Here is a 14036-nt window from a genome sequence, read left to right as displayed (position 1 = left end):
TAACGAAGGGGCGGAACAGTGGCGGACATCGAGTCGGCACGAGTGGCATTCGAGCGCTTCGACCAGAACAGCGACGGCCGCATAACGGCCGCCGAGTACAAGAGCGCCATGGCGCAGCTCGGCGACCCCTATGTCACCGAGACGGTCGCCCAGGCCGTGATCAACGCCCACGACGGCAACGGCGACGGCGAGCTCACGTTCGACGAGTTCTGGGCCTCGCAGAACAAGGCCTGACCCGCCCGGCAGGTGACGGTCCGGCCCTTCGCGTCGACGAAGGGCCTCTGACCTGCCGGCACCCCGTACCTTGCGGGCTCAGTCCACCGCCACGGAGTGGAACTCCCGCCGGAGCTCGGCGATCCCGTCGCCCTCCCGCGTGGGATGGACCCGGTTGGTGAGCAGCACCGCGTAACGGCCTGTGCCGGGCTCGACCCACAAGCTCGTCCCTGTGAACCCGGTGTGGCCGTACGAGGACGGGCCGAAGGACGGGCCTACGGGGGAGCCGGCCGGGTCCTGGCCCTGCCAGGCGAGAGCGCGGCGCAGGTTCAGCCCATCGGTGTACGGGGCGGTCATCAGGGAGAACGTCTCCGGGCGCAGGAGTTCACCAGCGCCGCCCGCCAGGCAGACGGCCAGCCGCTCCGTGTCGGCGAGGGTCGCGAAGAGCCCCGCGTGGCCGGCGACCCCGCCGAGGACCGCCGCGTTCTCGTCGTGCACCTCTCCTGCGACCGTCCTGCCGCGCCAGGGACACCGCTCGGTGGCCACGGCGCGCTCCCGGTCACCCGGGCCCGGGTTGAAGCCGGTGTCCTTCAGTCCCAGCGGGGCGCACACGAGCTCGTCCACCAAGGTGTCCAGTCCCTGTCCGCATGCGTGCTCGGCGATCAGGCCGAGCAGCATGAAGCCCTGCGAGGAGTACTCCACCCGTACGCCCGGCCGGGACCGCAGGGGCAGGGTGCCGAGGGCGGTGAGCAGTGACTCCCGGTTTGCGTGGTCGCGGTACATCGGGACCCGCCCGGGAAGGCCCGAGGTGTGGGCGAGGAGTTCGGTCACGGTCAGCCGCGCCTTGTCGGTGTTCCGGTAGCGGGGGAGGAGTTCTCCCACCGTGCCTCCGAGGGGCAGCGCGCCGCGCTCGGCCAGCGCCATGACGACCAGACCCACCACGGGTTTGGTGACGGAGGCGAGATCCCACAGGTCCGTGCCGTCCAACTCCGCGCCGTCCCAGCTCCTGGTTCCCAGCCATCCCCGGTCCACGGGGCCCCGTGAGAAGCCCACCGACCACGCGGCCCCGGAATACAGGCGCCGCGCCCGGCCTTCGGTCAGCACGGCGGCACGCCGGCCGTGATCCGGCTTCCCTCCGGCGCTCACAGGGCCGCGCCGCGGGTGTCGGACCGTGCCGTGTCGCGGGCGACCGTGAGCCTGGCCCGCCCGTCGGAGCCCGGCGCCGCGGAGACGGCGCGCGCGGCGGCCCTCACCATCGGGCCGTACAGCTCGACGGCCGCACGGTCGAGCGTGAAGACGAGGCCGGTGAGTGCGACGGCCCCCACGACCCGCCCCTCGTCGTCCCGTACGGCCGCGGCGACTGCGCGGCGGTCCTCCTGCTCGTACTGGTCGTCGAGCGCGTAGCCGCGCTCCGCCGCCGCGGTGATCTCGTCGCGCAGCTCCGCGACGGGCACCGGCAGCGGATGCCCGGCCGACTCCCCTGCGGTGAGGGCCAGTTCGGCCTCCGTGGTGGGAAGAGCGGCGAGTATGGCGAGGCCCGGTGCGGAGAGCGGCAGCGGTGCGCGTGAGCCGGGGCGCAGCTCCAGGGCGTACTCCCGGGCGGGCTCCGACACCTCCAGGCAGACCGCGAAGTCACCGTCGCGTACGGCGTAGTGCGCGAGCAGCCCGGTACGGGTGCGCAGATCGGCCAGGACCGGCCTGATCGTGCGCAGCCCCGGCCCGCTGTCGAGTGCCGCCGCGGCGAGACCGAGCAGCCGGGGCCCAGCCCGGTAGCTCCCCCCTGTCGAGGGCTCGACGAAGCCGGAGTCCGCGAGACCGCGCAGCAGCCGGTGCACGGTGGGTTTGGTGAGCTCCGTGCGGCGGGCCAGGTCGGCCAAGCGGTGCGGCGCACCGGCCTCGACCAGCGCGGACAGGACCTCCATGGCCTTGTCCACCGGGCCCATGACGGAGTGTTCGACAGCCCGGCCCGCAGGCGGCTGTTCCTTCGAACGGCTATTGACCGGTTTCCCCATGTCGCTTAGCTTACCCCCACTGCATTCCATCTGCCGGAACGGATGTCTTGTTCAATGGAACGAATACGTGAAGGGTGGATCGGGGACCGCAGCCACCCCTCCCGCCGCACACTCCTGCGGTACGGCAGTGCACTGCTCCCCGCGATCGCCGCGCCGGCACTGCTCACCGGCTGCGGCACCGACCCCGCGGCCGGCGCCGGCAACGTCCTGCGGGTCTCCCAGACGGGTGACCCCAAGACCATGGACCCGCAGAAGCAGGGCGACATGATCTCGATGAACGCCCTGATCAACATGTTCGACACACTCACGGCGCGGGGCCGGGACAACACCCTGAGGCCCCGGCTCGCCCTGTCCTGGAAGGCCGTCTCGCCCCGCGTCTGGCGCTTCCGGCTGAGGCCCGGCGTCACTTTCCACAACGGCGAGGTCTGTGACGCCGCCGCCGTGAAGTTCAGCATCGAACGCCTTCTCGACCCGGCGACCAAGTCGCCCATCGTCGAGCTGCGTTACGTCGACGGTGTCACCGTGGTCGACCGGCTCACCGTGGACCTCCACACCACCGTCCACGATCCGATCCTGCCCGACAAGGTGTCCCTCTTCGGCGGCGTCGTGGTACCTCCGCGCTACCTCGCCCGGGTCGGCGACGAGGGCTTCGCCGCCCGCCCCGTCGGCACGGGACCCTTCGCTTTCAAGAGCTGGCGGCGCGACCACGAACTGCGGATGCTGGCCTACGAACACCACTGGGAGCGCAGGCCGACGATCGACGAACTCGTCTTCACCCCCGCCCCGAACGCCTCCTCCGCGCTCGCCGCCCTCCAGAGCGGCGGTGTCGACCTCGTCGCCGGACTGACCCCCGACGCGGCCCAGCAGCTCGACGGCTACACCGGTGTGAGCCTCGACAGCCACACCGGGATCCGCACCTCGTACCTCTCCCTCGACACGCTCAGCGCGGGCCCGCTCCAGGACCGCCGCGTGCGCCAGGCGCTCAACCACGCGATCGACGTCCCCCTTCTCATCAAGGCGGTCCTCGGCGGGAAGGCGGCCGAGGTCCCCGCGATGATCCCGCGCGGCGCCTACGGATTCGACGTCGCCGTCAAGCCCTTCACCCGTTCCGTCGCCAAGGCCCGTGCCCTGCTCGCCGAGGCCGGGCATCCGGACGGCATCAGCACGACCCTCACCGCGTCCAACGTGGACGCCAACGTCGCCGAGGCGGTCGCCGGTCTGCTCGACCGCGCCGGGGTGCGCACCACGGTCGACCTCCTCGACCCCGGCACCTACGCGCAGCGCCTCACCTCCGACAACCACGGCGCGCTGGGCCCGATGTATCTGGCCGCCTCCACCGTATGGACCCTCGACGGCGAGAGCATGATCCAGTCCAACGTGCGCAGTGACCGGCGGCAGAGCCGCTGGCACCACGAGGAGGCCGACCGGCTCGTCGACATCGAGGAGCTCTCGGTCGACCCGGAGACCCGGCAGCGCGCCTTCTCCGGCCTCCAGCGGCTCATCAAGACCGAGGCGCCCTTCGTCCCCCTCTACCAGGTCGACAACATCTACGCCCGCAACGACCGGCCGCACTGGACACCGGGCTTCGCCGGCGTCCTCGACATGGCGAGCGCGGAGGTCTCCCGATGAGCGACCTCGTGACCCTCCCCGCCTCCGGCGAGTACACCGAACGGCCGGCCGCACCACGCCGCGATCCACTCCACATGCTGCGCATGACCGCGGCCCGCGTGGGAACGGCGCTGCTCGTCCTGCTGTGCACCGCCACCGTGGCGTTCTTCCTCGTGAGGCTCTCCGGAGACCCCGTCAAGGTCCTGCTGCCGCCGGACGCGACCGCGCACCAGGAAGGCGTCCTGCGCCACAGCCTCGGGCTCGACCGCCCCCTGATCACCCAGTACCTCGACTACCTGTGGGGAATACCGCGCCTCGACTTCGGCGATTCCCTCTTCTACAACCAGCCGGTGCGCGCGGTCCTCGCCGACCGCATCCCGGCGACCCTTCTGCTGGCCGCCGGAGCGCTCGTCGTCACCCTGGTCGTCGCTCTGCCCGCCGGGACGGTCGCCGCGATGCGCCGCGGACGGGCCACCGACCGGACCGTCATGACCGGTGTCCTGCTCGGCCAGTCCACCCCGCCGTTCTGGGTCGGCATCCTGCTCATCCTGGTCTTCGCGGTGGGCCTGCACGCCCTGCCCGCCTCGGGTTACGGGACCTTCGCCCACCTCGTCCTGCCCGCCGTGACGCTGGCGGTGTACTCGGTCGCCGTCGTCGCCAGGCTCCTGCGCTCCTCCCTCATCGACGTACTGGGCGCCGACCACATCCGCACCGCACGCGCCAAGGGATTCGGCCCCGTCAAGGTCGTCCTCACCCACGGGCTGCGCAACGCCTCCCTGCCCGTCGTCACCGTCGTCGGCCTGGAGGTCGGCGGTCTCCTCGGCGGCGCCATCCTCACCGAACAGGTCTTCTCCTGGCCGGGAGTCGGACAGCTGACGATCGAAGCCATCTCCAACCGCGACTTCCCCCTCGTCCAGGCCACCGTGCTGCTCTTCGCCGCGACCTTCGTCGTGGTGAACCTGCTCGTCGACCTCTCCTACAGCCTCCTCGACCCGAGGGTGAGGACCTCCCGATGACGACCGTCTCCCCGAACCCGGCGCTCGCCGGTGACCGCACCCCCGCCGCGCCCGCGCAGCGGGCCGTGGCCCTGCGCACGCTGCTGCGCAACCGGCTCGCCGTGGCTGCCCTCGCCTTCCTCGCTCTCGTCGTGGTCTGCGCGCTGTTCGCCCCGCTCGTCGCGCCCGCCGACCCCAACGCGCAGAACCTGCTGGACCGGCTCCAGCCGCCCGCCTGGCAGCACGGCGGCAGCGGCGCCCACCTCCTCGGCACCGACCAGCTCGGCCGCGACCTGCTCTCCCGCGTCATCTACGGCACCCGCGTCTCGCTGCTCGTCGGCGCGGGCGCGGCCCTCCTCGCCGGGGTCATCGGCACCGTCGTCGGCCTCGCCTCCGGCTACTTCGGAGGATGGCCCGACCGCGTCCTCATGCGCGTCGCCGATGTCCAGCTCGCGTTCCCCGCGATTCTGCTCGCGCTCGCCGTCGTCGGATTCCTCGGCTCCGGCCTCTGGTACGTCATCCTCGTCCTCGGTGTGACCGGATGGGTGTCGTACGCCCGCGTCGTCCGCTCCGAGGTGCTGTCCCTGCGCTCCCGGGACTTCATCACCGAGGCCCGCGCCATCGGCGTCACCGACACCACGATCATGCGCCGTCATCTGCTGCCCAACGTGATGGCGCCGCTGGCCACCATCGGCACCCTCCATGTCGCCGCCGCCGTCGTCGCCGAGGCCTCGCTCAGCTACCTCGGCCTCGGCGTCCCCAAGGAGACCGTGACCTGGGGCTCCATGCTTGCCGACGGACAGCTCTACCTCGGCACCTCCTGGTGGGTCGCCGTCTTCCCCGGCGTCGCCCTCATGCTCACCTCCCTCGCCGTCAACATCACCGGCGACGCCCTGCGCGACGTCGCGGACCCGAAGGCATACCGCCGATGACCTCCACCACCTCCGCAGCGCCCGTCCTCGAGATCCACGACCTGCGCGTCGACTTCCGCCTCGCCACCACGACCGTCCACGCCGTACGCGGAGTGAGCTTCGCCGTCGCGCCGGGGGAGACCCTCGCCGTCGTGGGCGAATCCGGCAGCGGCAAGTCCGCGACCGCGCTGTCCGCACTCCGTCTCAACCCCGAACCGCCCTGCGTCTACGCCGGCGGCCACATCCTCCTCGACGGGAAGGACCTCCTCACCCGTGGCGAACGCGAGCTCGGCCGCATCCGGGGCGCGGAACTGTCCATGATCTTCCAGGACCCGATGACCAGCCTCGACCCGCTGCAGCGCGTCGGTAGCCAGGTCGCCGAGGTACTCCGCCACCACGGCGCCCACAGCCGGTCGGAGGCCAGGGCCGCCGCGCTGTCCGCCCTCGACGAGGTAGGCATCCCGGACCCCGAGCGCCGCTACCGCCAGTACCCCCACGAGCTCTCCGGCGGACTGCGCCAACGCGTCATGATCGCCGCCGCGCTCGTCGCGCGTCCCCGCGTGCTCATCGCCGACGAACCGACCACGGCGCTCGACGTCACCGTCCAGCGCCAGATCCTCGACCTCCTCGTACGGCTCCAGCAGCGGCACGGCATGGCCGTCGTCCTCATCACCCATGACCTCGGCGTCGTAGCGGAAACCGCCGACCGCGTGGTGGTCATGCACCGCGGCGAGGCCGTCGAGAGCGGCGACGTCCACGACGTCTTCGCCCGGCCCGAGGACCCTTACACCCGCCAGCTGCTCGACGCGACGCCCCGACTGGAGACCGCCGGATGACAGCCACAGCACCGCCTCTGCTGGAACTCGAAGCCCTGCGGAAGGAGTTCGGCGGCCGGCCCGGCAGCATCGCGGTGGACGACGTGAGCCTCACCGTCCGCGAGGGAGAAACCCTCGCCCTGGTGGGGGAGTCAGGCTGTGGCAAGACCACGCTGACCCGGCTGCTCCTGCGCCTGCTGGAACCGACCTCGGGCACCGTGCGCTTCGCCGGCACCGACCTTTTCGGTCTCGACGCGGCCGCGTTGCGCAAGGTCCGACGTGAGATGCAGGTCGTCCTCCAGGACCCCTACTCCAGCATGAACCCACGGCTGCGGATCGTCGACATCGTCGCCGAACCGCTCGTCACCCACGACCCACGGGCCCGGGGGAGGCGAGGCCGGGCCTACACGCGGCAGCGCGTCGGCGAACTCCTCGAAGCCGTGGGTCTCGACGACACGATCCTCGACCGCTACCCCCACGAGTTCTCCGGAGGCCAGCGCCAGCGCATCTCCATAGCGCGCGCGATCGGGCTCGAACCACGCCTAGTGGTCCTCGACGAACCCACCAGCGCCCTCGACGTGTCCGTCCAGGCCCGGGTCCTCGACCTGCTCGCCGAGCTGCAGCAACGCCTCGGCCTCACCTACGTCTTCGTGAGCCACAACCTCGCCGTCGTCCGGCAGGTGGCCGACCGGGTCGCGGTGATGCGCCGGGGCCGGCTGGTCGAAGTGGGGACGGCCGAACAAGTATTCAGCGCTCCCGCGCATCCGTACACCAGGCAGCTCCTCGACGCCGTGCCGATACCGGACCCCACGAAGGCCCGCAGGTCCCGGCGATCGACCCCCGGCGACGGGAAGACGTCCGGAGCGTCCGCCTCCACCGCAGGTCCCGCATGATCGCCGCCGCGCGTCTACCTGCCCGACAGCACGAGACCCGCCCCGCCGAGCAGCGCGACATCGTCCACCGCCGCCTCGCTCACCACCACCCGGGGAAGCTCTCCGCCGCCCAGGGCGTCCGAGCGCAGCAGGGACTCGACCAGGGCACGGAACGGTTCCCCGCCCTCACGGGCCTCCCCGTGCATGACGAAGAGCCCGCAGGCGAAGAGCTGCTGGACCGTCGCGAGACCCAGCACGAGATTCTCCGCGTACTCCGCCACCAGGGCCCGCGCCGCCTCGTCCCGCGACGCGACCAGCTCACCCAGCGAGATACCAGCCGCTCCGAGGCCGAGCGCCTCGGCCCGCCGCCGCAGCCAGCGCGTGGTGGCCACCGTCTTCCAGCAGCCGCGACGCCCGCACGTACACAGCTCACCACTGGCCGACACCGTCATGTGCGCGCCGCTGCGGCCGCCCTCGGGGGCCAGCACCTCACCCCCGTACAGGATGCCCACCCCCAGCACCTCGCCCGTGGACACCGAGGCGAAGGAACGCCGCCCCCTGCCGGGGCCGAACCACCGGTCCCCGAGGACCTGGACCCGCGCCCGGTGCTCGACCCGTACGGGCGCCCCGGTCAGCTCCTCCAGGCGCTCGGCCACCCGGTAGCCGCGCAGCGCCGGTGCCTCGTTGACCTCGATCACCCGGCCGCCCGCCGGATCGATCACCCCGGCCGCCGCGACCCCGATCCCGGACGGACGGCGCCCCTCGAACACCGCCGCGACCCGCGCGAGCGCCGCGTCGACTCCGGCGGGGGACGTGGACGCCGCGTCGAACTCCGCCTCGGCCCGGTCGAGCACGGCCCCCGAGCGGTCGAGCAGCGCCGCACGGACCCGCCCGGGCAGCAGCTCCACAGCCCCCAGCGCGCCGGGGACGGCCCGCACCTCCGGACCCGCCACGGGGTCCGGCACCAACCGCAAGGGAGAACGTTCATGCGCCATACGCCGACTCTGCCACGTCGGTGTTCCGGGGAGACAGCCGCATGAGTTACCGGAACCTGACCGAAACCACCTGGCGGGAGACCAGGGCGTCGGCGCCCGACGCCATCGCGGTGCTTCCCATCGGCTCCCAGGAACAGCATGCCGAGCACCTGCCGATGGGCACCGACACCCTCCTCGTCGAGGCCGTGCTCGACCGGGCCCTCACCCTTCTCGACGAGGAGGCCCCGACAGAGACACCCGCCCTCGTCCGGCTGCCCACGCTGCCCTACGGCCACAGCCCGCACCATCTGTTCGCCGCGGCGCTGACCCTTTCCGCGCCCACCCTCGGCGCCGTCCTCGGCGAGATCCTCGACTCTCTGGCCGCATCCGGCCACCGCCGCATCCTCGTCGTCAACGGGCACGGCGGCAACGACGAGATCATGAAGCTCGCGGTCAAACGCTTCGCCCTGCGTGCGGAGGTCACCGCCGCCGCCTGCTCGTACTGGACCGTGACCAGCGGCGAGGACGACGGCGGACGCCCGGACGTCACACCCGGCCACGCGGGCTGGTTCGAGACCTCCCTCATGCTCGCCGCGCACCCCGCCCTGGTGCGCACCCCTGTGCGGGGGCGGGCCCCCGTGGATCCGCCGCCGCTCTTCGACCGGCCGCCCTACCCGGGGCTCACCGTCGAGCGGCACGGCGAATGGGAACGGGTCGGCGGCTCCACCGACGACGCGTCGGGCGCCGACGCCACGCACGGCCACAGGCTCCTGGACGACCGTGCGCGCGGTCTCGCGCGCGCCCTCCTGGCATTCGACACCGCCACCCGCACGGGCCCGTGAACCGCACCGACGCCTCAACCGCATCACCCGAACCGAACGAGGAACAGCATGAAGATCACCGATGTCGACGTCCAGGTCGTGAACCTGCCCCTGCTCAACCCGTTCACCAGCTCGTTCGAGACGAAGACCGGTGAGACCCGCACCGTCGTACGCATCCGCACCGACAGCGGCGTCGAGGGCTGGGGCGAGACCATGTGGGGCCGGCCCGTCGCCGCGATCGTCAAGATCCTCGCCGAGGACCTCATCGGCACCAGCCCCTTCGCTCTGGAGGCGTTCCACCGTAAGCAGCACATGGTGCCGTTCTTCTACGGCTACCTCGGCTACGCCGCGATCGCCGCTCTCGACGTCGCCTGCTGGGACGCCATGGGCAAGGCCACCGGCCAGTCCCTCACCGACCTCCTCGGCGGCCCCGTACGCGAGGAGGTCCCGCTCACCGCACTGGTCACCCGGGCCGACGCCCCCGGAGTGCGGCCCGCGGACCTGCCCGCGGCCCTTGCCGAGCACACCTCTCGCGTCGTGGCCGAGGGAGGCTTCCAGGCCGTCAAGCTCAAGGGCACCAAGGACGTCCAGGGCGACGTCGCGATCCTGCGCGCCGTGCGCTCCGCCCTGCCCGAGGTCAGCCTGCGCGTCGATCCCAACGCCGCCTGGTCCGTCCCCGACTCGGTCCGGGCCGGCATCGCCCTGGAGGAGCTGGACCTCGAATACCTGGAGGACCCCTGTGTCGGCATCGAGGGCATGAGCCAGGTCCGTGCCAAGATCCGCATACCGTTGTGCACCAACATGTGCGTCGTACGCTTCGAGGACTTCGCGCCGGCCGTACGCCTGGGCGCCGTGGACGTCATCCACGGAGACGTCTACAAGTGGGGCGGCATCGCGCAGACCAAGGCCCTCGCGGCGCACTGCGAGACCTTCGGGCTCGGCATGAACCTGCACAGCGGCGGCGAGCTCGGCATCGCGACGGCCGCGCATCTCGCGGTGGTCGCCAGCACTCCCGTCCTCTCCCGTGCCATCGACTCCATGTACTACCTGCACGCCGACGACATCATCGAGCCGATCCCGCTGGAGAACGGCAGCCTTCACGTCCCGACCGGACCCGGCCTCGGCGTCACCGTCGACGAGGAGAAGCTCCGCCACTACGCGGAGGTCAACGCCCGCGAAGGAGACCTGACCCGATGACCGGATCCACCCCCGCCCGGCGCGCCGTCCGCACCGACCGGGCGCCCGCGCCCGCAGGCGCCTACAGTCAGGGAATCGTCGCGGGCCCCTACCTGTTCACCTCGGGCTTCGGCCCCCAGGACCCGGACACCGGCGCCGTCGCGGACACCGTCGGGGAGCAGACCGCCCAGGTGCTGCGGAACGTCGGCGCCGTACTGGAGGCCGAAGGGCTCGGGCCCCAGGACGTCGTCAAGGTGACGGCCCACCTCCAGCATCTGCGCCGCGACTTCGCCGCATACGACGCCGAGTACCGCGCGTTCTTCCCGGCGCCACACCCGGTGCGCACCACCGTGGGCTCCGACCTCATGGACATCCTGGTGGAGATCGACGTCGTCGCGCTCCGCCGGGAGGTGCCGGCGCCCGTCTGACAGGCGGTGCTCGTGCCGGTCAGCCGGCACGAGCACCGGAGCCGGGTCACCTCACGCGACAGCGGTCCCCCGGGGCGTCGTCGCGGTCGGAGCGCGGCCGGGGCCGGCCGGATCAGGCCGCCGGAGCCGCTGCCAGCAGGTCCGCGGGGATGCCGCCCTTGTCGGGGGCGTAGAAGTTCTTGATCTCGGTCTCCCAGGCGTCCACCCGGACCCGGTCGTCCTCATCGGGCTCGAAGGCGTCGAAGAGCGCGTGGATGTTGGGCAGGTCGAAGCCCACCCCCCTCATCATGCCGATGAACACCGGCCGGATGACAGTGCCGCTGCCGTCCAGGTCACCGAGGCGGGCGAAGCCGGCCGCGAACTGGTCGACCGCCGTGCCGAAGCGCTCGGGCGAGAGGACGCACGCCTGGTACTCGTCGTAGGTGATCCGGCCGTCGTGATCGGTGTCGAGCTCACCGGCCAGCGTGTTCCAGTACCGCGTGAACCCGGCCCGCATGGCTTGCTTCCGTGCCTCGTCGGCTCCGGGTACGGCTGCGGCGACCCGGCTGCTCATCAGCTCGAAGTCGTCGGACTCCAGGACCCCGTTGCCGTCGGCGTCGAACAGGGTGAACACGAGTTTGACTCGGTTGATGGCTTCGTTCCGCATAAGTGCTCGCCTTTCGTCGGACCGGGAGACGGGCCGGCCGGTCGCACGGCCGTCGCGCTGTCACTATGTGGGCTGCGGCACCCGGATCCCCGGGGAGGAACGGTCGTTCAGCAGAAAGAATGAACCTGCCGGCTGCCACGCATACACCGCCCGCTTCGCCGCCTGCGGGCACCGTGTCCCATGACGCCCACCGGGCCACCGGACCGTGCGGTTCCGGCGGATCAGGTGAGAACCGGCGTGCACGGCGCACTGGATACGGCGGTGCCCCGTTCGCTCTCCCCGCGCCCTACCGGCGGTCAGGGGGCGCGCTGAAGATGAGCCGACCGCAAGAAATCCGAGCGACTCCGCACACCTGCTTCCCGGGCAGGTGGACACGCGGTGGAAGGAGCCCACTTTGTTGCTTCTCATCTCCCCGGACGGCGTCGAGGAGGCCCTCGACTGTGCGAAGGCGGCAGAGCATCTCGACATCGTCGATGTGAAGAAGCCCGACGAGGGCTCGCTCGGCGCGAACTTCCCGTGGGTCATCAGGGAGATCAGAGAGGCCGTCCCGGCGGACAAGCCGGTGTCCGCCACCGTGGGAGACGTGCCGTACAAGCCCGGCACGGTGGCGCAGGCGGCACTTGGTGCGGCCGTCTCCGGAGCCACCTACATCAAGGTCGGCCTCTACGGATGCACGACGCCCGAGCAGGCGGTCGACGTCATGCGAGGGGTCGTCCGGGCGGTGAAGGACTACCGGCCGGATGCCTTCGTCGTCGCCTCCGGCTACGCCGACGCCCACCGGATCGGCTGCGTCAACCCGCTCGCACTGCCCGACATCGCCCTGCGCTCGGGCTCCGACGCGGCCATGCTCGACACCGCGGTGAAGGACGGGACACGGCTGTTCGACCACCTGCCGCCCGACGTCTGCGCGGAGTTCGTGCGACTGGCCCACGAAGCCGGTCTGCTCGCTGCCCTCGCGGGCAGCGTGAAGGTGGGAGACCTCGGCGTACTGCACCGCATCGGTACGGACATCGTGGGGGTACGCGGGGCGGTCTGCGAGGGCGGCGACCGCAACACCGGAAGGATCAAGCCGGAGTTGGTGGCCGCCTTCCGGGCGGAGATGGACCGGCACGCCCGGGAGCACACGGCTGCCGTCAGCGCGGCGAGTTGACCGCCGGGATGGCCGCGCGTCAGCGCCGGCACGGGCCCGCGACTCCCGGCGAGCGCTTCGACGTCCTCGATCCGGCGACCGGCGAGGCATTCGACGAGGCCCCACAACAGCAGCCGGGCGAACTGGACGCCGTCGTAGGCAGGGCCCACGAGGCCTGGCGCGGGTGGCGGTCCGACCCCGCCGCCCGCTCGGCCGCACTGCTCGCGGCAGCTGACGCCGTGGAGGCGGCCGGGACGGACCTCGCCCCCTTGCTCACCCGCGAACAGGGGAAGCCCCTGGCCGAGTCCTACGCGGAGATCGCCCGCACGGCGGCGCGCCTGCGCTACTTCGCCGAGCGGACGGCCCCTCGCCCCCGGCTCCTCACGGACGGCCGTCCGATGCGGAGCGAGATCCGCTGGCGGCCGCTCGGGCCGGTCGCCGCGATCACCCCGTGGAACTTCCCCCTGCAACTGGCAGCCGCGAAGTTCGCGCCCGCACTCGCCGCGGGCAACACGATGGTGCTCAAGCCCTCGCCCTTCACACCTCTCGCCACCCGCCTGCTGGGATCCGTCGTCTCCACCGCCCTCCCCGAGGACGTACTGACGATCGTCACCGGTCACGAACCCCTCGGCGCCCGCCTCGCGGCCCACCCGGGCATCCGCCACGTGACCTTCACCGGGTCGGTTCCCACCGGACGGGCTGTCGCGCGGGACGCGGCGGCCTCACTCGCCCGCGTCACCCTGGAGCTGGGAGGCAACGACGCGGCCGTCCTGCTGGACGACGTGGAGGTGGAGCGGATCGCGGACCGGCTGTTCTGGGCGGCGTTCCGCAACTGCGGGCAGGTCTGCATGGCGGTGAAGCGCGTCTACGCCCCCGCCCGGCTCTACGACCAGGTGGTGGAGGCCCTTGCGGAGCGCGCGAAGAGCGTCGTACTCGGAGCCGGCCTCGATCCGGCGACGCAGCTGGGCCCGGTCAACAACGCCCCTCAGCTGGCCCGGGTCGAGGACTACACGGCGCGGGCACTGGCGGACGGCGCCCGGGCCGTGGCCGGGGGGCACCGGCTGGACCGGCCGGGCTATTTCTTCGCCCCGACGATCCTGGCCGATGTCCCGGCGACCAGCGCCGTGGTGACGGAGGAGCAGTTCGGGCCCGTTCTGCCGGTGCTGCCGTACGGGAGCACCGACGAGGCCGTCGAGGCGGCCAACGACACCGGCTACGGGCTGGGCGGCTCGGTATGGGGGACCGACCTCGACCGGGCCGAGGAGGTGGCCGGCCGGCTGGAGTGCGGAACGGCGTGGATCAACCACCACGCCGAACTCTCCCTCGACCAGCCCTTCGCGGGATCCAAGGAGAGCGGTGTCGGCGTCGCGGGCGGCCCATGGGGGCTGTACGGCAACCTCGCGCCGTTCGTCGTGCACCGTCCGCAGGAGGCGTGA

15 protein-coding genes are annotated in these 14036 nt (G+C 72.0%); 11 read left to right on the top strand and 4 right to left on the bottom strand.

Features of this window, described 5'->3' with window-relative positions; genetic code table 11:
- Positions 1–18 precede the first annotated feature (18 nt).
- Positions 19–234, top strand: coding sequence for an EF-hand domain-containing protein (locus ACZ32T_RS18450; protein WP_362931697.1), 216 nt, complete (start codon positions 19–21; stop codon positions 232–234).
- 78 nt (positions 235–312) lie between these two features.
- Here ACZ32T_RS18450 and ACZ32T_RS18445 read toward each other — a convergent pair whose 3' ends face one another.
- The gene (locus ACZ32T_RS18445) at positions 313–1317 is read right to left on the bottom strand and encodes a serine hydrolase domain-containing protein (protein ID WP_467368043.1); all 1005 of its coding nucleotides are present in this window, start codon (positions 1315–1317) and stop codon (positions 313–315) included.
- A 38-nt stretch (positions 1318–1355) separates the two neighbouring features.
- A complete protein-coding gene (locus ACZ32T_RS18440) occupies positions 1356–2225 on the bottom strand; it encodes an IclR family transcriptional regulator (protein WP_467265921.1) in 870 nt (289 codons plus the stop codon).
- 54 nt (positions 2226–2279) lie between these two features.
- Here ACZ32T_RS18440 and ACZ32T_RS18435 point away from each other — a divergent pair, with 54 nt between their 5' ends.
- The 5 genes from ACZ32T_RS18435 to ACZ32T_RS18415 all read left to right on the top strand — a co-directional run bounded on the left by ACZ32T_RS18435 (position 2280) and on the right by ACZ32T_RS18415 (position 7447).
- Positions 2280–3854 carry an ABC transporter substrate-binding protein gene (locus tag ACZ32T_RS18435; protein WP_467367793.1) on the top strand — a complete coding sequence of 525 codons (1575 nt, stop codon included), beginning with the start codon at positions 2280–2282 and terminating at the stop codon, positions 3852–3854.
- Between the two features lie 74 nt (positions 3855–3928).
- The gene (locus tag ACZ32T_RS18430; protein WP_467368041.1) at positions 3929–4849 is read left to right on the top strand and encodes an ABC transporter permease; all 921 of its coding nucleotides are present in this window, start codon (positions 3929–3931) and stop codon (positions 4847–4849) included.
- A complete protein-coding gene (locus ACZ32T_RS18425; protein WP_467265917.1) occupies positions 4846–5760 on the top strand; it encodes an ABC transporter permease in 915 nt (304 codons plus the stop codon). The genes ACZ32T_RS18430 and ACZ32T_RS18425 overlap by 4 nt, the downstream gene beginning before the upstream one ends.
- The gene (locus tag ACZ32T_RS18420; RefSeq protein ID WP_467265915.1) at positions 5757–6575 is read left to right on the top strand and encodes an ATP-binding cassette domain-containing protein; all 819 of its coding nucleotides are present in this window, start codon (positions 5757–5759) and stop codon (positions 6573–6575) included. Before ACZ32T_RS18425 ends, ACZ32T_RS18420 begins: the two co-directional genes overlap by 4 nt.
- Positions 6572–7447: an ATP-binding cassette domain-containing protein gene (locus ACZ32T_RS18415; protein ID WP_467367791.1), complete on the top strand. Its 876-nt coding sequence runs from the start codon at positions 6572–6574 to the stop codon at positions 7445–7447. The genes ACZ32T_RS18420 and ACZ32T_RS18415 overlap by 4 nt, the downstream gene beginning before the upstream one ends.
- Before the next feature lie 14 nt (positions 7448–7461).
- Here the strand turns inward: ACZ32T_RS18415 and ACZ32T_RS18410 are convergent, their stop codons facing one another.
- Entirely contained in the window at positions 7462–8421 is a 960-nt protein-coding gene (locus tag ACZ32T_RS18410) for an ROK family protein (protein ID WP_467265911.1), read from the bottom strand.
- 41 nt (positions 8422–8462) lie between these two features.
- On the opposite strand from ACZ32T_RS18410, the gene ACZ32T_RS18405 reads away from it, so the two are divergent.
- Genes ACZ32T_RS18405 through ACZ32T_RS18395 form a run of 3 tightly spaced genes read left to right on the top strand, consistent with a single transcriptional unit; the run spans position 8463 to position 10825 of the window.
- A complete protein-coding gene (locus ACZ32T_RS18405) occupies positions 8463–9242 on the top strand; it encodes a creatininase family protein (RefSeq protein WP_467265910.1) in 780 nt (259 codons plus the stop codon).
- Positions 9243–9290: 48 nt separating this feature from the next.
- Positions 9291–10418, top strand: a complete 1128-nt coding sequence (locus ACZ32T_RS18400) for a mandelate racemase/muconate lactonizing enzyme family protein (protein WP_467367789.1) — start codon at positions 9291–9293, stop codon at positions 10416–10418.
- Entirely contained in the window at positions 10415–10825 is a 411-nt protein-coding gene (locus ACZ32T_RS18395; protein WP_467265906.1) for a RidA family protein, read from the top strand. Before ACZ32T_RS18400 ends, ACZ32T_RS18395 begins: the two co-directional genes overlap by 4 nt.
- Before the next feature lie 112 nt (positions 10826–10937).
- On the opposite strand, the gene ACZ32T_RS18390 is transcribed toward ACZ32T_RS18395, so the two are convergent.
- On the bottom strand, positions 10938–11471 hold the full coding sequence (locus ACZ32T_RS18390) for an EF-hand domain-containing protein (protein WP_467367787.1): 534 nt from the start codon (positions 11469–11471) through the stop codon (positions 10938–10940).
- Between the two features lie 394 nt (positions 11472–11865).
- Between ACZ32T_RS18390 and ACZ32T_RS18385 the strand changes: the two genes are divergently transcribed.
- The gene (locus tag ACZ32T_RS18385) at positions 11866–12621 is read left to right on the top strand and encodes a (5-formylfuran-3-yl)methyl phosphate synthase (RefSeq protein ID WP_467265903.1); all 756 of its coding nucleotides are present in this window, start codon (positions 11866–11868) and stop codon (positions 12619–12621) included.
- An 8-nt stretch (positions 12622–12629) separates the two neighbouring features.
- Positions 12630–14036: an aldehyde dehydrogenase family protein gene (locus ACZ32T_RS18380; protein ID WP_467367785.1), complete on the top strand. Its 1407-nt coding sequence runs from the start codon at positions 12630–12632 to the stop codon at positions 14034–14036.

The sequence above is a fragment of the Streptomyces sp. NPDC023573 genome, assembly GCF_055559735.1.
This window is presented reverse-complemented; position numbering and strand designations above follow the sequence as displayed.